Origin of the sequence: Paraburkholderia sp. (assembly GCF_050742655.1) — a bacterium.
Lineage (GTDB): Bacteria > Pseudomonadota > Gammaproteobacteria > Burkholderiales > Burkholderiaceae > Paraburkholderia.
Genome location: NZ_JBOIGG010000007.1, coordinates 21,439 through 40,779, shown reverse-complemented (window position 1 = coordinate 40,779; position 19,341 = coordinate 21,439). Strand labels below are relative to the sequence as shown.

Sequence of the window (19,341 nt, the reverse complement as noted above, 5' to 3'; positions counted from 1 at the left end):
TCCAGCATGTTGTCGGGTTTGAATTCCAACGGCCCCGATGCATCGCAGGGCGGCGAAGAGTCGAATTTCAATACCGAGCTTCAAACGCTGCTGGCCAACCTGATGGACAAGCAGATGCAGACGGGGATCACGCAGGCGGGCACGGGCGGTGCACCCCCCCCACCGACCGCAACGCCTGCTTCGACCACGAGCACGGGCAGCGCGGGCAGTACTTCCGGCAACACCTCCTATCCCGCGCTGGACAGCTACGCCGCGCAGAACGATCAGTCGGACCTCGGCAAATGGTCGGACCTTGCGGCAAGCAGTCAGGGAGTCTCGCTCGAACGGCCGATCGCGGCGCTGCAGATTCTGTCGGGACAGTCGGGCCCGGATGGGCAACCGCCGACGCCCGCGCAAAAGCAGGCTGCGATGCAGTTCGTCAACGACAATCCGTCGATGAAGAGCGCGATGCAGAACACCGGCGCGCTGAAGTCCGACGGCACCGTCGATCAGGGCAAAGCGAAGGACCTGCTGAAGTCGGTCAATACGAACCTCTCGCAGGCGGACAACAACGTCAAGGACTACATGAAGAAGCATCCCGGTGCGGATGCGGATTCGCTCAACAAGGTCCGGGCCGCCGCGTTGCTGCAGGCGTACAACCCGATCGCGGGCGAATCGACCGGCCACCAGGGCGGCAAAAACAACAACAACTACAGCGGCGGGAAAAACAGCGGCGGAATCACGTCGAAGCAGCAGGTCGACGACCTGCAGGACAACGCAGGCTTCAGTTCCGCGCTCAGGAGCGCCGCGCAGGCATGGTCGACGAGCGGCGCATTCGACGCGCTCGATCGCGCCGGCGACGACAAGGCGACCAGCAAGGCCGACGGTAAGATCAGCGACGACAATCTGTCGAGTTTCATCACGAGCGACGCACCGAGCAGCGCATCGAGTGACCAGAGCTTCCTCGAAGATGCGAGCCTGCAGAACATCACCGCGAATACCGACACGAGCAAACTGAACCAGGACATCTTTGCCAATCCGCAAAATTACACGCCGCAGCAAAAGGCGGCCGTCATGGTGCAGTTGATGCAGACGCTCGTGAACGTGCAGGCAGGCGGGTCGGACGGCCTGCGCAACGTCGACGCAACGGTGAGTGCGCTCACGAAGGACATCCAGACGCTCGCGAGCGATCCGTCAACCCAGGCCTACCTGCAGCAAGCGGTACCGCCCGCGATGCAGAACCTGAACAGCACGTTCGCGCAGGCGGGCGGCCTCACGGAGACCGGCGACGGCAGCGGTGCCGACGGCACTTCGGGGGCAACCGGTGCCGGCGGCCAGTCGCAATCGCCTTCGGATATCGCCAAACAGGTGCAGGACGGTTTGAAGGATGGCAAGACCGTTGCGCAGACCCTCGGCGATCTCGCGAAGGGAGACGGTTTCATGGGCCTCGGCGGCGACAGCGCCGCTGCCGAAGCCGCGGGGGCGGCAGGTGCAGCCGGCGGCGCGGAAGGGGCTGAAGGAGCGGCCGCAGGCGCGGAAGGCGCCATAGCAGGCGCAGAAGGCGGCGCGGCCGCAGCCGACGGCGTCATGGGCGCGGTGGCGGGCGGTCTCGCAGCGGCGGCTCCGGTGCTGGCAATCGGCGCGGGCATTGCCGGCATCGCGGGCATCGTGATGGCCATCGTTCAGGCGGTGCAGAAAAAGAACCACCAGAACGAGTTCGCCGACAACGTGAATCCGACGCTCAAGCAGTTCGGCATTCCGCTCCCGAGCTGATGAATCCTTAAGCGAGGTATACGATGCGCCGAGTGGTGTTCGATCGAAAGGATGAGGTCATGCGTTTCGTCGCGAGGCTGACGGGCGAAAGTCGCTACGACGGTTGCTCGACGATCGGGCTCGAAAAGGATGGCGAGATCGTTGCGGGCATCGTCTATCAAGGACACAACGGCCCGAACATCCTGATGCATTTTGCGGTCGAGGGCTCGCGCCATCTGATCTCTCCCGCCTTCGTCTGCGCCGCGTTCATGTACCCGTTCCAGGTATTGCAATGCAACCGCGTGACCGGCCTCGTGCGAACCGACAACGTCGGTGCCCAGGTGCTCGACGAGCATCTCGGTTTCGTGCGTGAAGGCGTGATGCGCGAAGGAGCGGGCGACCGCGAGGATTTCATCATGTATGGGATGCTGGAGCGCGAATGCCGGTTCCTGCGTGGGCGGTATTTCGCGGCGCTCCAGAGGGAACTGGGTCGGAGCGCGATCGCGGTCTGAACCGGGTCAGCACCTTTGCCCTCTTCTTCCAGTTTGCGCGTCCCGTTAGCGGGTGTCATCGCGCAACGGGCGGACGTCGCTAACCCTCTCAATACAACGGCTGCGTAAAGTGCTTGCTGAACTCCCCCGCGGCCCAATCGAGGAACGCGCGCACACGAGGCGACAACTGCCGGGGGCGTGAGTAAAGAAGCGACACCGGAGCGGACGGTGGTGGCGCGTCCTTCAGGATTTCAACCAGATCGCCGCGGCGCAGGTCGTCCTCGACGTGAAAGCGCGGTACCTGCGCGAGCCCCAGACCGAGACGAATGCCAGCCAGATAGCTCTCGGTGCCGGTGACCGTCAGCACGCCCCGCGGCGACACCGTGTGCACACCACTGCCCACCTGAAACTCCAGCGGCGTAACGAGGCCCGTCGTGATCGACCGCAGACCGACCATCCGATGTTCGTCCAGGTCGTCGATGCCGGCCGGTGTACCGAACTTCTCCAGATACCCCGGTGTGGCGCAGGTCAGCCGGTCCAGCGTCGCGACCTGCCGCGCCACCAGTTCGCTGTCGCGCAGCCGGCCGTAGCGCAGCGCGCAGTCCACTCCTTCCTGTACGAGATCGACCCAGCGATCGCTTTCGCTCATCGACAGTTCGATGTCGGGATAGCGCTCGAAGAAAGCGGGCAACCCAGGCAGCAGAAAGTGACGCGCCAGCGTGCCCTGCACCTCCACTCGAAGCAGCCCCTTCGGCTGCACGCCAAGGAACGCCCCTTCAGCATCCTCGACGTCGTCGAGGATGCGCACGCAACGCTGATGGAACGCCTCGCCGTCGAGCGTAGGACGCACGACGCGCGTGGTTCGCTGCAATAGCCGCACGCCCAGCTTGGTTTCCAGTTCCGCGATCACCTTGGTCGCGGTGGAGCGGGGAATCTCCATGTCGTTGGCCGCGAGCGTAAAGCTGCGCCGCTCCACGATCCGTACGAAAAGCCGCATTGCGTCAAACCGGTCCATGCCAGAGCCTCGCTTTTATTGTTCGCACCCAGGAAACAGCGACGTGCAGTTTAGCCAGATTATCTACCGCGAGATAACCCGCATAGTTGCATCACACCGCAACGCAGCGGCGTCAAATCAAGGAGAAAAGCACCATGAGCACCATCGGCACCATCGGCACCCAGCAGAAAGTCGCCATCGTCACCGGCGCATCGCGTGGTATCGGCGCCGCTATCGCCACCCGTCTCGCCGCCGAGGGTTTCACCGTCGTCATCAATTTTGCCGGTAAAGCGGCTGAAGCCGAGCAACTGGTCCGCGGCATCGAGAAATCCGGCGGCCGGGCTATTGCCGCCCAGGCGGACGTCAGCGACAAGGCTGCGGTCGCACGCCTGTTCGATGCCGCCGAAGCGGCCTACGGCGGCGTCGACGTACTGGTCAACAACGCCGGGATCATGAAGCTCGCGTCGATGGCCGAGAGCGACGACGCGCTGTTCGACAGCCAGGTCGCGATCAACCTGAAGGGCACGTTCAACACGTTGCGCGAAGCGGCCAGCCGCCTGCGCAACGGCGGACGCATCGTCAATCTGTCGACCAGCGTGGTCGGTCTGAAGCTCGAGACCTACGGCGTCTATGCCGCGACCAAGGCAGCGGTCGAAACCATGACGGCAATTCTCTCGAAGGAATTGCGTGGCCGCTCGATCACTGTCAATGCCGTCGCGCCCGGCCCGACTGCCACCGATCTGTTCCTGAACGGCAAATCGCCGGAGCTGATCGAGCGGATGTCGAAGATGAATCCGCTGGAACGTCTCGGCACCCCGGCCGACATCGCCAATGCGGTCGCGTTCCTCGCCGGTCCCGACGGCGGCTGGATCAACGGCCAGGTGCTGCGCAGCAACGGCGGGATGGTTTAAACCCCAGAACGATCCGTGCCCGTCTGCGGGCTCGACTCTACTCACATCATTGAAGAGAACCGTCATGAGAAAAATCATCATCGTCACCGGCGCTTCCAGCGGCTTCGGTCGCCTCAGTGCCGAAGCACTCGCCCGCGCGGGCCACACTGTCTACGCGTCGATGCGCAACACGACCGGACGCAACGCACCGGTCGTCGAACAGATGGCCGCCTGGTCGAAGGAGAACGCTGTCGATCTGCGCACCGTCGAGATGGACGTGCAGTCGCAGGATTCCGTCGATGCCGCGGTCGCGAACGTCATCGCCGATACCGGTCGTGTCGACGTGCTGATGCACAACGCGGGTCACATGGCGTTCGGGCCGGCAGAAGCATTCACGCCCGAGCAGTACGCGCATCTCTACGACGTCAACGTGCTCAGCACGCAGCGCGTGAACCGCGCGGTGCTGCCGCATATGCGTCAGCAAGGTCAGGGGCTGCTGGTGTGGGTTTCGAGCAGCAGTTCGGCGGGCGGCACGCCTCCGTACCTCGCGCCGTACTTCGCCGCCAAGGCCGCGATGGATGCGATCGCCGTGCAGTACGCACGCGAGCTGTCGCGCTGGGGCATCGAGACGTCGATCATCGTCCCGGGCGCCTTCACCAGCGGCACGAACCACTTCGCCCACGCGGGCGTGCCCGCCGACGCGGGTCGCGCGGGCGAGTACGACGCAGGTCCGTACGCGGGCTTCGGTGAACAGGTACAGAAGGCTTTCGCCGAGATCGTGCCGCCGGATGCCGATGTGGGTCTGGTGGCTGAAGCGATCGTCGATGTGGTGGCCAAGCCGTTCGGCAAGCGTCCGTTCCGCGTGCACATCGATCCGACGCAAGACGGCGCCGACCTGGGTTTCGCGGTGCTGGACCGGGTGCGTGCCGAGATGCTGCATCGGGTTGGGCTGTCGGATCTGCTGACGCCGCGGAATGTCGGTTGATGGGCGGGTCGATCGCGGACGAATGATTGATCCGCGATCGATTGCTGATTTTCTGGCCGGCCTCACCCCGCCTTCGCCGGCATCCGCCATTGCACGTTCAGCAGATGATCGCGCATGCGTGCCGCCGCTGTTTCGCCGTCGCGCTCCTTCATTGCGTTCACGATGGTCTGATGCTGTTGCGCGAAGTGTCGGCGCGTCTCCTGATCCGTGGTCCGTTCGCGCAGGTTCGGCGTCATGCGCATGCCATTGACCGCTTCCATCAGCGCGATGATCGCCGGGTTGCGCGTGGCCTGCGCGATCAGCAGATGAAAGCGATGGTCCCACTGCTGCCACTCGTAGTCGTCGCTGGCGATCGCATTGCGCTTCGCACACTTTTCCAGTTCGGCGAGATCGTCGGCGCTCGCCTTCCGTGCCGCGAGTTCGACGAGCGCCGGTTCGAGCACGAGGCGCATTTCGGCGATGTCGGCGGGACTCGAGCCCGCACGCAAACTGCGCAGCGACGACGCAAACTTCAACGGACGCGCACCAAGATAAGTGCCGCGCCCGACTCCACGCCACACGCGCCCGGACGCCTCCATCGTCGCCAGCGCGCCGCGCAGATCCCTTCGACCGATGCCGAGTGCCTCAGCGAGTTTTCGTTCGGGCGGTAACGCGTCGCCGTCTCTCAGGTTGTGCTGCGAGACGTAATCGAGCAGCTTCTCGAGGGTGGACTCTTCCATAACTTCACTCGAACCAATTTTAATTGGTTCATATCCTAGCAGAACGGCCGGTCGTCAACGCGGATTGCACTGCTTTTTATGGTGCAGTAATCTTTCCGCCATCCGATGCATCTGCTGGCAGATTGTTCAAACCAATAACGAATGGTTCGGACTCAAGCGCCAGCAACGGCCAACCTGGAACAACGGCATATGGCTTTCACGACACGACCGGAACTGATCGGTACCTTCGGCATGGTCGCTTCGACGCACTGGCTTGCCAGCGCGTCCGCGATGGCGGTTCTCGAAAAAGGCGGCAATGCGTTCGACGCGGCGGCGGCGGCAGGCTTCGTGCTGCAGATCGTCGAGCCGCATCTGAACGGACCAGGCGGCGAATTGCCGGTGGTGTTCTATAGCGCAGCAGAGGACCGCGTTCGCGTGCTGTGCGGGCAAGGCGTGACGCCGGCCGCGATGACGATCGCGCGCATGCAGGAGCTGGGACTCACCGTGATGCCCGGCACCGGGTTGCTGCCCGCTGTCGTGCCCGGCGCGTTCGGCGGCTGGATGACGATGCTGCGCGACTACGGCCAGTTGCCGCTCGAAGACGTGCTGAGCTACGCGATCGGCTACGCGGAGCACGGCTATCCGGTACTGCCTCGCATGGCAGCGTCGATCCTCGCCATCCAGGACTTCTTCAACACGGAATGGCACACGTCCGCCGAGCAATGGCTGCGCGACGGCGCAGCGCCGCGACCCAACCATCTGTTCGCGAACCCCGCCATCGCTGACACGTACCGCCGCATCCTGCGCGAGGCCAACACGTGCAGCGATCGCGCGGAACAGTGCGAACGCGCGCGCACGACGTTCTATCGAGGCTTCGTCGCCGACGCGATCGACCAGTATTTCCGCTCGACCGATGTGCTCGACACGTCGGGCCGGCGCAATCGCGGTCTGCTCGATGCAGACGATCTCGCGCGCTGGGAGCCGACTTACGAAGAGTCCGTTTCGTACGAATACGAAGGTTTCCGCGTCCACAAAACGGGACCTTGGGGACAAGGGCCGATGTTCCTGCAGCAACTCGCGTTGCTCAAGGGTTTCGATCTCGCGGCCATGGATCCGTTGGGACCGGACTTCGTGCACACGGTCATCGAATGTTCGAAGCTCGCGTTTGCCGACCGCGAGGTGTTCTACGGCGACCCGCGATTCTCCGACGTACCGATGGACGTCCTGTTGAGCGACGCCTACAACGACGCGCGCCGCCGCCAGATCGATCCGCGCCGCGCGTCGTTCGAGTTCCGGCCGGGCCATATCGGTGATAGCGAAGCGCGCGCGGCGCGCATTCTCGCCAACGCGGGCCGTCAGCAGCCCGGCGGCTTCGGCCAGGGCGAACCGACCTTTGCGCCGCTACCCGAACTGCGCGGCGACACGGTGCATCTCGACGTCGTCGACCGGTGGGGCAACATGGTGTCGGCAACGCCGTCGGGCGGCTGGCTACAGGCGTCGCCCGCGGTACCGGGACTCGGCTTCAACGTCACGACGCGCGGCCAGATGTTCTGGATGGAAGACGGCTTGCCGTCGTCGCTCGGTCCGGGACGGCGTCCGCGCACCACCCTGTCACCGACGCTCGTCACGCGCGACGGCAAGCCTTATGCCGCACTCGGCACGCCGGGCGGCGACCAGCAGGACCAGTGGTCGCTGCAGCTGTTCCTGCGGCACGTGCATGGCGGCATGAACCTGCAGGCCGCGGTCGATTCGCCGACGTTTCAGACCGCGCATTTCCCCGGCTCGTTTTATCCGCGCGAGATGCAGCTCGGCAAGATGTCAGCCGAAGGCACCTTCCCTCAAAGCACACTCGATGAACTGCGCGCACGCGGCCACGATCTCACGGTCGCCGAGCCGTGGTCGCTCGGCCGCGTGTGTGCCGTCGGAATCAGAAACGGCCTGATGCGCGGGGCGGCCACGCCGCGCCAGATGCAGGCCTATGCGATTGGGCGCTGACGCGAACCGCGTCGCCCGCTCTGGAGAATCTTCATTATGTCCGCTGTCGCTGCCCGTCTCGAACGGCTGCCGCTGTCCGGTTTTCATCGCAAACTGCTCGTGATCGGCGGGCTGGGCTATATGTTCGACGGCCTCGATTCGTCGTCACTGGCCTTTCTGCTCCCCGTCGTCAGCAAGATGTGGCAACTGACTAGCGCGCAGACCGGCCTCGTCGCGAGCAGTACCTACATCGGCTATTTCTTCGGCGCGTTTCTGTCCGGTGTGCTGGCCGACGTGATCGGCCGCCGCTCGATCATGATGAGCGCGCTCGCGATCTATTGCCTCGCGTCGCTCGGCAGCGCCACCGCGCACGACTGGCACACGTTCTTCGCGTGGCGTGTCGCCGCGGGCTTCGGCTCCGGTGCGGAGACCGTGGTGATCGCGCCGTTTCTCGCGGAGTTCGTGCCGCGGCGCTATCGCGGGATGTTCTGCGGCTCACTCGTGGGCTTCATGTCGTTCGGTTACCTGAGTTCGTCGATTCTCGGCTACACCGTCGTGCGTAATTTTCCGGACGGCTGGCGCTATCTCGCCGTCGTGACGTCGCTGCCGGTGGTGATGCTGCTCTGGTGGCGCCGCACCTTGCCCGAGTCGCCGCGCTGGATGGAAAGCCAGGGCCGCACGGTGGAGGCGGATCGCGTCGTGAGCGCGATCGAGTCATGGTATGCGCAGCGCGGCATCGCGCTGGCACCGCTCGCCGCCATCGGCAACATTCCCGCAGCGGCGCGCAGCAGCGGCAGCGCACTGCAAAACGTACTGACGTTATGGTCGCGGCGGCTCGCCGGCACCACAGCGGTCAGCTGGCTGATGTGGTTCTCGGTGGCGTTCGCGTATTACTCGTTCTTCTCGTGGATTCCCAGCCTGCTGCTCAAGGAAGGGCTGACGATGACAAAGAGCTTCGGCTTTTCGATCGCCATCTACGGCGCGCAGATTCCGGGCTATTTTTCGGCGGCATGGCTTAACGAACGGATCGGCCGCAAAGGCGTGGTCGCGTCGTACATGTCGTTGGGCGGCCTCGCGGCCATCATGCTGTCGCTGTCGCACACGGGTCCGGAGATCATCGCGGCGGGCATCTGTCTGTCGTTTTTCATGAACGGTGCGTTCGCGGGTGTCTATGCGTACACGCCGGAAATTTTCCCGACCTCCGTTCGCACGACGGGCACGGGTTCATCGTCGTCGTTCGGGCGGATCGGTTCGGTGAGCGCACCGATACTCGTCGGGCTCGTCTATCCGGCATTCGGCTTCTTCGGCGTGTTTGCTATGACGACCGCCGTGCTGCTGGCCGGCGCGTGCGTGGTCTTCTTCCTCGGCATCGAGACGCGCAACCGATCGCTAGAAGACATCGAAATCAACGGCGCAACCGCGAACGATGTGCGCGAGGGCCTCGCGCCTACGCATCTGCGCGGCTAACCGTTTTCGAATAGTCGTGTAACCAGGCACCCCCACGCTCAACCATGCAAGACACAGCAGACCACACGAATTCGCGCACGACACGTCCGTTGCTGATTCACGACCTGCAACGACTGGCGAGCGCGATGCGGCAACCCGATCAGCCGATCGCGCTCTTTCGCGCAGTCGAAGCCGTCGCCGCCGAGACGATCGGCTTTCGACTCTTCACGATCATGGCGTACGACGCACAGCAGCACGAAGTGGAACGCGTCTTCACCAACATGCCCGATGTCTACCCGACCGGGGGACGCAAGAAAAAACGCGACACCGCGTGGGCCACGCGAATCCTGCAGGAACTACGGCCGTTTCGCGGCGAGACGTCGAACGACATCCGCAACGCATTCGACGATCACACCGTGATGACCGCGATGGGCCTCGGCTCGATCCTCAACATTCCGATCGCGTACGACGGTCGATGCGTCGGCACGATGAACCTGACGCACGTCGAGCACTGGTACACGCACCGTCACGAAGACGCGGGCCTGCTGCTGGGCTCGTTTCTCGCTCCCGCGCTGCTCGAACGCATGCCGACGCAGGCAGGCGCGCATCCTCAGGAACCTCGACCATGAGTCAGACCCAGCAGCCGACGAGCCGCTGGCTGATCGTCTTCGCGCTCGGTTACCTCGCGCTGCTGGTCGACGGCGCGGACGTGATGATGTACGGACTCACGCTCACGCGCATCAAGAGCGAATTTGGCCTGACCAACGTCGAGGCGGGCGCGCTCGGCAGTCTGACGCTCGTTGGGATGGCAGTGGGCGGCATTCTCGGCGGATGGGCAAGCGATTCGTTCGGTCGTGTGCGCGTGGTCGTGTGGGCGCTCGCGCTGTTCTCGCTCGGTGCGGGTTTGCTGGGCTTCACTCACAGCTTCCTGCAGTTCGCCGTGGTTCGGCTGATCAGTTCGTTCGGCATCGGCTGCATGGTGCTCGTCACCACGCTCGTCGCCGAGTACGTGCCGACCGAACGGCGCTCATTAATACTGGGCATGCTGCAGACCGGGGTTTCAGCCGGCTATATCGTCGTCATCGCGCTGAGCAGCTGGATCCTCCCGCACTATGGCTGGCGCATGCTGTTTTACGTCGCGACGGTGCCGGTCGTGCTCGCGGTGGCAATTCATCGGTTCGTGCCTGAGCCGCCGGCCTGGCGGGCGAGCGCGACGGCTCGTGTGGAGAATACGCCGCGCGTCAAGCGCAGATGGCGCGATAACCGCTACACACTGATCTTCGCCGATCGCGAGGCGCGCACGATGTTCGTGCTGTGGGCACTCGCATCCGTCTTCGCGCTCTCCGGTTTCTACGGACTGAACAACTGGCTGCCGACCTACCTCGAGAAAGAACTGCACGTGCGCTTCGGCTCGATGGCCGGCTACATGATCGGCACCTACGTCGTCGCGTTCATCGGCAAGATCGCGGCGGGCTGGCTCGGCGACGCGTGGAGCCGGCGCGGTGTGTATGTGCTCGGCTGTATCGGCGCGGCGCTGTTTTTGCCGGTGATCATCTTCTTTCACACACGCGAAAACATCGTGTGGCTGATGCTTTTCTTCGGCTTTCTATATGGCGTTCCACTTGGCACGGTGGGCACGTTCATGTCCGAGAGTTTCGCCACACGCGTTCGAGGCACGGCCGTAGGCGGTTCGTATAACGTCGGCCGCTTCTGCTCGGGCGCGGCGCCTGTCGTGATCGGCTACCTTGCCACGCAGTTCTCGCTCGGCATGGGCTTTCTCGTGGTCGGCGCCGCGTTCTTTCTAAGCGGTGTCTGCGCGCTGTTCATTCCGGACCGCCTGTACGACACGAGTGCAAAAGACCCGGTCGTCGACAGCGCGCTGCCGCGGCGCGATGCGTCAACGGATGCAAGGCTGACTGAGGCACCGGGCGCCTGACGCCCTCCATGCAGTTTCAATCGGAAGATTCCCGCAACTTGCGAGGCGACCTGGCCCAGGAGGTCTTCGCTTGCCAGCCGCTTCGCCGTCGCCACCCTCGCCTGGCTGCTCACCGCAGTAAAACTTAACGCACCCAGCGCGCCGCTAACCGCGCTCGACGATAAACGCCGACATCGCAACCGACAACGTCCGCGCCTGCTCGCGCAAACTACCTGACGCCGACGCGACGCCTTTCACGTTCTCGACGTTGCCCGCAAGCGCAACGTCGATTTCCTCCACACCCTGGCTAAAACGATCCACGTCGCGACTCTGCGCTTCGCTCGCCGAACTGATGCGTTCGATCAGCCGCGCAACGTCCTCGACGTGCCCGACGACCAGTTGCATCGTATCGCCCGCACGCGTCGCAAGGACGGAACCCAGTTCAACCCGCTGCAGCGAATCCGCGATCAGTTGTTTGATCTCGCGCGCGGCGGTCGCGCTCCGTTGAGCCAGCGTGCGCACTTCACCGGCCACGACGGCGAAGCCTCGTCCCTCGTTGCCCGCGCGAGCCGCTTCGACCGACGCGTTCAATGCAAGGATATTGGTCTGAAACGCGATCCCTTCGATCGTCGCGATCATCTCGCCCATCCGATGCACCGCCTCGTCGATCTCGCTCATCTTGCTCACCACCTCGCCGACCGCTGCGCCGCTCTGCTGTGCAACCGCGGAGGTTTTCCGCGACAACGAGTTGGCCGTGGCCGCGTGGCCGGCGTTTTCCCGAATCCGCTGCGCGATTTGCCCCATGGCCCGATTCGTTGCCTTCAGGCCATCGGCTTGTGTACCGATCTGCTCCAGCAGCGTCTGGTTTCCAGTCGCGATGTGTTCCGACGACGAAGCCATCCGGTCGGTTGTATGGGTGATTTCGCGCAGCGCATTGTGAATCGCGTCGAGCGTCCCTTTGAAGGTGCGGCTGCTTGTGCCCTCGAGCGCCATCGGCGGAAGACGCAGGTCGAATTTCCCCGCTTCGCGTGACAGACTTTCGCCGAGCAGCGCCAGTTCGATGCCCGCTTGCGCGTCGGCCTTCATGTGCCGCGCGATGTAGATGAGCAGCCCGGCTTGCGCGACCACGTAGACAGCGTGGAGCAGCACGGTGGACAGCGCGGGCTGCGTGAAGCAATAGACGCTCAGCCCCGCGAGCTGCAGATAGTTGAACGTGAAATGATGCACCGCGATAACCACGGCGGCACATGCGATGGGTCGCCAGTCGCGATACGCGAGCAGGAACGACAGCAGCACGAAGATCCCGAAGTGCAGTTCAGTCAGCCCATGTGCCTGATGAATCTGCAGCGCGGCGAGCGTCATCAGGCTCGTCGCGAGAAAAAGCCGGGTAAACAACGCTCCCGGATGCCACCACACCAGCATCGACGCGACGACCGCGGTCGGCAGCCCGATCCATTGCACCGCTTGCCAGCTGTAGTCGCGCGTCGCCAGCACACAGGAGACGCCGAACAGGCACCAGACGACGACGATCATCAGCCGGTCCGCTTTCGCATAGATGGTACGTAACAACTCATTGCCCGCGTTCATGTCGGCCCTCGCTCTCTCTTATGTCTTTATCGTCAGGCAGATGATTTGCCTGCAATTTTTTGGCCCTGCCATTGATTGTTTACGGCATGGCTGTCCGCTGACTTTAGGGCATGGATTTCCCTTGCAGATCGTGAGTTCGTACGCTGCTTTGAGCAGCGCCATCACTTCATCATCGATAGCATGGAACAGTGCCTGCGGGGCGTGACCGATCTGGTCGAGCGGGTGAAGGGAATTTTCGACTGGTATGGAAACGGGTTCCGGACACCGGAATTCGCCGGTTGCCTCTTCGAACGCGCGCTGGCGGAATTCGGCACGACCTACCCCGAAGATTTCCGAAGTCGCGATCCGCTACCGAGAAAAAATCGTGGCCTGGATCGCCGACATTCTGCAAGAGGTCGTGCCCAAGCCTGCGGCCCAACGCCTGGCCGATGTGTGCATGATGCTGCTCGATGGCGCGACCGTCGAGGCGATGCTCGCGCAGACGACTGCGAAGGTCGAGTAAATCACCGGCCGCTTCCGTTTCTGAAGGACATACGCGATAACGTCAGGCAAGCGGTTCATTCCGCTTGCCTGACTTGAATCAGATCAGTTCGGCAACCACCACGGCAGTGCATTCACGCGCGGCCCGCAGGCCCGCGAGGTACCGAGACACGACGCAAGCGCCTGGTCCCCGAACCATTTCTGCGTGTCCAGGTTGTAGTGCACGCTGCCGTCTCCGCCACCCAGCGTACCGCCCTGAAAAATACCGAACCCCGGCGGCTGTCCGTTCCAGTCGGGCGACTTCGATGCATCGGCGAAGCTGAAGGTGTGAGGGTCCGCATCGACAAATCCCTCGAACACCTGTTGCATCGACTCGAGCGCGGCGGGGTTATAAGGCGCGACCGCACCCGTGACGTTGTCGTACGCGGTCGACAACGGCTTCACGATCATCACCGGGAATTTCGTGCCGACCGCCGCAAAGAAACTGCTGAAGAGATGCGCGTAGTTTTGCGGCGCGCGCTGGATCGTCGGCGCATTGCCCGAGGAATTCAGCGGCGCGGCTTCCGCCTCCCACTGATTCCACTGGAGTCCCAGGATGCGCGGCTTCTTGCCGGTCGCGAGAATCTGCTTCAGTCCGAGATACATCATGCGACGGGCGAACGGCGCAAGCGCGTAAGTCGGCGTTCTGGACGCGTCCAGCATCGGTTGCCACAGATTGACGCCATGCACGGTCCAGCCGCAGCAACCGCTGAATGCATCGTCCGCGGCGTCGACGCCCTGACTGCCCCAACCGATATGAATGATGTACAGATCGGGCAACGGCTCGCCCGCGTTGATCGCCGACTGCCACGCATACGCGGCGAAATTGGCGGCGTTTCCGCTGCCGCCGTAGTACCCGAGATTCATGTCGGACGACGTGCTGTCCGACCAGTTGGCCCACGTCACGTGATGGATCGAAGAAATGGGTTGGGTAAATGGCGCGCCTGTGCCATCCGCATTGCCGGCGATATTCCCCCACCCGTCGTTCTGGATACCCCATACGTTGGGGGCCGGCATCCCGCCCGCACCCGCACCCGACGCGCCGCTCAACACCAGATCGGGCGGCAGGCCGTTAAGGCCCGCACTATTGCTCTGCCCCATTACGAACAGGACCGCGACTTCGTCATGCCGGAAGCGCTGGCCGCGTTCGGCGGCTATCGTCGAGTCATTGGCATCGTTGCCCTGCGGAACCACCGTCTGCGCCCTAACCGATGTCTGCGCCAGACTCGCGGCCAACACCAACGGCAGGGCAATCCGCATCAAGAGATTCTTCATGCGTGTCTCCATGGATCGTTAAAGATCGCTTTATGGGGATGCCGCCTTTAACGGCGGCATCGCTTTACCGAAGATCGATTACTGCTTAACGGCCTGACCTAACCCGTCGATGTCGGGACCGTAGTTGCCGGAGATCACGGAGAACTTGATCGTGTTCACCCCTGCTTTCAGCGGCACCACCACCTGAACATCCGACAGGATCGGGAAGTCCCATGTACCCTCGCCCGGAAACTGGACGGGAACCAGCGGACCGCCGTTGACGCTGACGTTCAGTGCGCGAGGCGCACCGCCGCCGTCGTCCGCGCTGATATAAACGACGGGAACCGCGTATTGCCCATCGGACGACGCCATGACTCCATTGAACTGGAGGCTCGAATCCGCATTGGTCAGGTTGCCGACCTTGTTGCCACCGCTGCAGATATTGCATGCCGCGATGGACGCATCCTGAATGATGTTGGCCGAGCTTTCCGCTTCATACACAACGGGTGGCAACGCGGGCTGCGGAGCGGCGAGCACCGTCACCTTGTCGATTGCAGGCGCGCTACGGCCCTTGCCCGGCAGAACGAACGTCAACTGGTTGCTGCCCGGAATGAACGGCATGTACAGCGTGACGGTGCCTTGCGCATTTTTGGGCGTTACGGGCAGCACGATCGTCGTGAGCACGCTCTCATTGAGAATCAGCGGCACCTTCAACGCGGACGTTCCTGCGTTCCGGTAGTTGATGTCGATGTACCCACCCGTCGACGCGTTCAGCGTATATCGGGCAACCCCGTCCTCATGCGACATTGGCTTGGCCGTCTGGATCTTCGACGCGTCGTCCGTACCGACGATCGTCAGCATGACGGAGCCGCCGGCCGGTACATTGGCCACCGTGTAGCCGGACGTGTGCGAACCAAGATCCGTGTGCGCCCAGATATCCCGGACATCGGCCGCAGCGGCGGGATCCAGCCCAAGGTCTTTCCAGTTCACCGTGATCGATGCCGCGGTCCCGGTCGTGTTGAGCAGCACCACCGCGCGGCGGCCCTTGCCCGACAGCAGTTTGGCCCAGACGCCCAGACCGTTCTGCGGCACCGCGACCCGGATCGCCTGAAGGCCGCGCACGTCCTGATCGACGGCGAGAACCTCCGGATTGGTCAGGGTCGCCATCGTCGCCGCGCTGACCGGTACCGTTAAATCGAGACCCAGGATAAGCGGCGCACCGGAGATCGCCCACAGACTCATGTGCGTCTGGTCTTGCGCCGCTGTGAGACCAAACCCGGCAAGCATCATGTCCGCATCGTTATAGGCGCCCGTGTGCTGCGCTTCAGGGAACAGGTTGCCGTAGAAATTCTGGTTCACGATTCTCGAGAAGTCGGGCGTACTCTGATGGCCCGGCGTGCCGGTGTTATACGTGATGTCCTCGGTCGATCTCCACAGATCGGCAATTTGCCCCCAGTCGTACGACCGGCCCGTCTTGTCGACGTGAAAACTGTTCGGGTTGATGCTGTAGACAATGCGTCGATTGACAGCGGCGCCTGCACTGGCCAGCGCATCGCGCATCTTCTGAAAGCCTGCCACCTGATCGTCGAGCGTGCCATCTGGTGTGCACCAGTCGTACTTCACGTAATCGACGCCCCACGACGCAAACGTGTTGGCATCCTGGACTTCATGCCCGAGACTGCCCATCGGCGTAGTGTGGCCCGGGTACAGGTTGTTGCGTTGTGCGCAGGTTTCGAACGAAGGAACTTCGTAGATGCCGAACTTCAGGCCCCGCGCGTGAACATAGTCGGCCAGCGCCTTGATGCCGCTCGGAAAGCGCACGGGGTCGGCGACCAGGTTGCCTTGCGGATCTCGCGATGGTGCGAACCAGCAGTCGTCGACGTTGATATAGCTGTAGCCGGCCTTCATCAGCGCACCGTCTTTCTTCAGGCCGTCGGAGATCGTGTTCGCTGCCGTTTTCACCAGATCTTCCGTGATGTTGCAGCCATACGCATTCCACGAGGCCCAGCCCATGGGCGGCAACGCAATCGATCCTTGAGCCGCAACCTGCTGCGATGAAGCGCTTTGCGATGACGACGCGTCTGCCGAATTCGCCGTGGCCTTCAAAACGCTAGCGGCATTGGAGGAACCTGACTGATCGCCTCCGCATGCGGACAGACCGAACGCGATCATGACGCTCACGAAAAACAGAACCACCTGTGTACGACCCAGGATCTTCATGATTTTCCTTGGTGAGAAATGAAACCCGGACTTGGGGGTTAGCTGCTGTGCGGAATTTTCGCCACGGGCCGAGCGGCCCGTGGGTTAATACGTTCAAACCTGCTGCAGGTTGCCGTCGAATCTCACGGTATCGTTTGCTCGCATCGCGATGGCTTTCACACGGCTACCGTATTGCAGCGCCGTTCGCGTACCGCCGACGCTGGTGACCTTCACCGACGACAGCGCTCCGTGATTCCACTTGAGGTCCACCATAAAGCCGCCTTTCGCGCGCAATCCCTTGACGCTTCCGGTGCCCCATTGCGACGGCAATGCAGGCAGCACCGTGATGCGATCCATCCTGCTCTGCAGCAGCATTTCGAGTATGGCGGCTGGACCGCCGAAGTTCGCATCGATCTGGAACGCCGACGAGTTACTCGACAGCGCGTACGCATCGAACATGTTCGCGAACGTGCCGCTGACACCGTCATTGCCCTCCGAGTAGCGCAACAGCTTCGGAATCATCGAATAGCAGGTTGCGGCATCGTTGAAATGCGCCCAGCAGGCGATGCGCCATGCGAGACCCCAACCGAACGAATCGAAACCGCGCGCGAGCAGCAGCGCTTTCACGCCGGCGACGAGCTTCGGATCGCTGTCGAGCGTGATGCGCTCGCCTTCGAACCAGCCGATCAACGGCGACAGATGCCGATGTCCCGTCTCGCCGACGATGCTGTCATCCATCCATTCCTGAAGCTGCCCGGTGGTGGGACTCACTTTCGGCAAATAGAGCTGCGATTTCATCGTTGCGATGGTGCTTGCAAAAGCTGCGTCCATGCCGAGCAGCTGGCTCGCCGTGCCGTAGTTCGTGAACAGATCCCACACGAGTTCCTGCGCGAACGTAATGCCGAGCTGCTGATGCGGTCCCTGCTCCGGCGACCAGTCCTTGTCGTCGATGAGGAGCCCCGACACGGGGTCTCTGATCAGGCGCGCCTGCCAGAATTCGCATGCGGACTTCATCACCGGATAGATCCTCGCCAGATAGGCGCGGTCCAGCGTGAACTCGTAGTGATTCCACAGCGTGCGGCAATACCACGCGCTCGCGGGCGGACTCCAGTCCCAGCCGAGCGACCCATAGATGCCCGTCGAAATCTCCACCGTCCAGCCCGCGACCTTGCCGCTGGAATTGCTGTAATTCACGTTGGCGGCATCGTTGAAGTGATTCTTCGTCGACTGGACCCACGACGGCAGCTGCCCGGTCACGTAATCGACGAACGGTTGCTGGCACTCCGGCAGACCGGCCCGGTCGGCGAGCCAGTAGTTCATCTGGATGTTGATATCGGTGTGGTAATCGGCCATCCACGGCGGGTTGTTCGTGGTGCTCCACAAGCCTTGCAGATTCGCGGGCAACGAGCCGCGCGACGACGAAATCGTGAGGTAGCGTCCGAACTGCACGTACATCGCTTCGAGTTCGGGATCGGCCGCGGACGGATTCAGCTGACGCGTCAGCAGTCGCTCGGGAATCGTCAGCGCGTTCTGCGTGTCGCTCGACTTGCCGAGATCGAGATCCATCCGGCCGAAGAGCGCACGGTAGTCGCGCACGTGGCGCTCCAGCAGATCGCCGTAGCGTCGCGATGCGGCGTTCCTCGCATCGGCGGCGACCGCGTCGTGCGGATTGATACCGGTCAGATAGTTGTCGACATAGCGTCCGTTGTAGTCGGTACGCGCGGCGACGAAGATCGTGAGCCCCGGGCAATTCTGCAGCGTGATCTGCGCATTGGCCGCATTGAGCGACGCGACGCCCGCATCCGGAACGACCAGCGCGTAGGTCGAGTACAACTCTCCGCTGCCGCTCACCGCACCCGAAAACGACAGCGCCTGATTCGATTCGCCGATGGTTTGCGTACCCTGCCCGTCGAACAGCGAGACGGTGCCGTTATAGGTGCCGCCGTGAGACGAGAGGCGGATCACGATCACGTTGTCGGGGAAGCTGCTGAAAATCTCGCGCTTGTACGTTTTGCCACCGACGCTGTACTGCGTTCGCACGACCGAATTGCTGATGTCGAGCGAGCGCTGGTAATTCGTCGCGCCCGCGTGCGCGGGCAGATCGATATAGAGCCTGCCGAGCGACAGGTACGTGCCCATCCCGGTTGTCGTGTACGCGAGATCGACGACGTCTCTCGTGCCCGACCACAACGTGATTTCGTTCAGATAGAGCACTTCCTGTTCGCTCGCGCCGCCCGCCATCGCGCCCAGCCGCCCGTTCCCAACCGGCAGCCCCTGGAACTGGATGCTGGATTCGACGGCCGGCGTGTCGTACCTGAACAGCAATGCGCGATCGGCGGAGACGAGCGACTCCGACTGTGCGGAAGAGATGGCTGAATCGAAAGCTTCGGACTGGATTGCGGAGAGGTCGGTGGGCCTCGCGGCCGGAGAGAGAGTGGTTGCACCGGCCCGTCCAGCAACCGGGAGGATAGCCGCGACACCGCCCAGTTTCAGCAGCTTGCGACGCTTTTGATTGACGGAAATCTTCATCGTGTCTCCTGCTTCAAGGAATTATGCTAAATCCACCTATGAACATTTAGTTCAAATATGCACGGGTAAGGATTGGTCAGACACTAGGTTTTTCCCTTGGTAACGCATCGCAAATAGTGGGATGACTAA

General features: G+C 62.9%; 15 protein-coding genes. 9 read left to right on the top strand and 6 right to left on the bottom strand.

Going from position 1 to position 19,341, the window contains the following annotated elements:
* Window positions 1–102: 102 nt before the first annotated feature.
* Both ACREXZ_RS11935 and ACREXZ_RS11930 read left to right on the top strand, forming a co-directional pair.
* Complete coding sequence (locus tag ACREXZ_RS11935) at window positions 103–1,752, top strand: type III effector HrpK domain-containing protein (protein WP_431764486.1); 1,650 nt, start codon at window positions 103–105, stop codon at window positions 1,750–1,752.
* Window positions 1,753–1,775: 23 nt separating this feature from the next.
* A complete protein-coding gene (locus ACREXZ_RS11930; RefSeq protein WP_431764283.1) occupies window positions 1,776–2,243 on the top strand; it encodes a GNAT family N-acetyltransferase in 468 nt (155 codons plus the stop codon).
* Window positions 2,244–2,331: 88 nt separating this feature from the next.
* Here ACREXZ_RS11930 and ACREXZ_RS11925 read toward each other — a convergent pair whose 3' ends face one another.
* Window positions 2,332–3,237, bottom strand: a complete 906-nt coding sequence (locus ACREXZ_RS11925) for a LysR family transcriptional regulator (protein ID WP_431764282.1) — start codon at window positions 3,235–3,237, stop codon at window positions 2,332–2,334.
* A gap of 134 nt (window positions 3,238–3,371) precedes the next feature.
* Here ACREXZ_RS11925 and ACREXZ_RS11920 point away from each other — a divergent pair, with 134 nt between their 5' ends.
* Together ACREXZ_RS11920 and ACREXZ_RS11915 are read left to right on the top strand one after the other, a co-directional pair.
* Window positions 3,372–4,127 carry an SDR family oxidoreductase gene (locus tag ACREXZ_RS11920; protein ID WP_431764281.1) on the top strand — a complete coding sequence of 252 codons (756 nt, stop codon included), beginning with the start codon at window positions 3,372–3,374 and terminating at the stop codon, window positions 4,125–4,127.
* A 64-nt stretch (window positions 4,128–4,191) separates the two neighbouring features.
* Window positions 4,192–5,091, top strand: a complete 900-nt coding sequence (locus tag ACREXZ_RS11915) for an SDR family oxidoreductase (protein ID WP_431764280.1) — start codon at window positions 4,192–4,194, stop codon at window positions 5,089–5,091.
* 62 nt (window positions 5,092–5,153) lie between these two features.
* Here the strand turns inward: ACREXZ_RS11915 and ACREXZ_RS11910 are convergent, their stop codons facing one another.
* Window positions 5,154–5,810 (bottom strand): FadR/GntR family transcriptional regulator, encoded by a 657-nt coding sequence (locus tag ACREXZ_RS11910; protein WP_431764279.1) that lies wholly within the window; start codon window positions 5,808–5,810, stop codon window positions 5,154–5,156.
* A gap of 189 nt (window positions 5,811–5,999) precedes the next feature.
* Between ACREXZ_RS11910 and ACREXZ_RS11905 the strand changes: the two genes are divergently transcribed.
* From ACREXZ_RS11905 to ACREXZ_RS11890, 4 genes are read left to right on the top strand one after another with little or no spacing between them, the layout of a single operon-like run.
* Window positions 6,000–7,784, top strand: coding sequence for a gamma-glutamyltransferase family protein (locus tag ACREXZ_RS11905; protein ID WP_431764278.1), 1,785 nt, complete (start codon window positions 6,000–6,002; stop codon window positions 7,782–7,784).
* Between the two features lie 36 nt (window positions 7,785–7,820).
* Window positions 7,821–9,230, top strand: coding sequence for an MFS transporter (locus ACREXZ_RS11900; RefSeq protein WP_431764277.1), 1,410 nt, complete (start codon window positions 7,821–7,823; stop codon window positions 9,228–9,230).
* A 44-nt stretch (window positions 9,231–9,274) separates the two neighbouring features.
* Entirely contained in the window at window positions 9,275–9,838 is a 564-nt protein-coding gene (locus ACREXZ_RS11895) for a GAF domain-containing protein (RefSeq protein ID WP_431764276.1), read from the top strand.
* Window positions 9,835–11,145, top strand: coding sequence for an MFS transporter (locus tag ACREXZ_RS11890; RefSeq protein ID WP_431764275.1), 1,311 nt, complete (start codon window positions 9,835–9,837; stop codon window positions 11,143–11,145). Before ACREXZ_RS11895 ends, ACREXZ_RS11890 begins: the two co-directional genes overlap by 4 nt.
* 144 nt (window positions 11,146–11,289) lie before the next feature.
* Here ACREXZ_RS11890 and ACREXZ_RS11885 read toward each other — a convergent pair whose 3' ends face one another.
* The gene (locus ACREXZ_RS11885) at window positions 11,290–12,711 is read right to left on the bottom strand and encodes a methyl-accepting chemotaxis protein (RefSeq protein WP_431764274.1); all 1,422 of its coding nucleotides are present in this window, start codon (window positions 12,709–12,711) and stop codon (window positions 11,290–11,292) included.
* Window positions 12,712–12,955: 244 nt separating this feature from the next.
* Between ACREXZ_RS11885 and ACREXZ_RS11880 the strand changes: the two genes are divergently transcribed.
* On the top strand, window positions 12,956–13,213 hold the full coding sequence (locus tag ACREXZ_RS11880; protein ID WP_431764273.1) for a hypothetical protein: 258 nt from the start codon (window positions 12,956–12,958) through the stop codon (window positions 13,211–13,213).
* A gap of 83 nt (window positions 13,214–13,296) precedes the next feature.
* On the opposite strand, the gene ACREXZ_RS11875 is transcribed toward ACREXZ_RS11880, so the two are convergent.
* The 3 genes from ACREXZ_RS11875 to ACREXZ_RS11865 all read right to left on the bottom strand — a co-directional run bounded on the left by ACREXZ_RS11875 (window position 13,297) and on the right by ACREXZ_RS11865 (window position 19,212).
* Window positions 13,297–14,505 (bottom strand): hypothetical protein, encoded by a 1,209-nt coding sequence (locus ACREXZ_RS11875; protein WP_431764272.1) that lies wholly within the window; start codon window positions 14,503–14,505, stop codon window positions 13,297–13,299.
* A 78-nt stretch (window positions 14,506–14,583) separates the two neighbouring features.
* Window positions 14,584–16,704, bottom strand: coding sequence for an alpha-galactosidase D (locus ACREXZ_RS11870; protein ID WP_431764271.1), 2,121 nt, complete (start codon window positions 16,702–16,704; stop codon window positions 14,584–14,586).
* A 93-nt stretch (window positions 16,705–16,797) separates the two neighbouring features.
* Complete coding sequence (locus ACREXZ_RS11865; RefSeq protein WP_431764270.1) at window positions 16,798–19,212, bottom strand: glycoside hydrolase family 95 protein; 2,415 nt, start codon at window positions 19,210–19,212, stop codon at window positions 16,798–16,800.
* Window positions 19,213–19,341 lie beyond the last annotated feature (129 nt).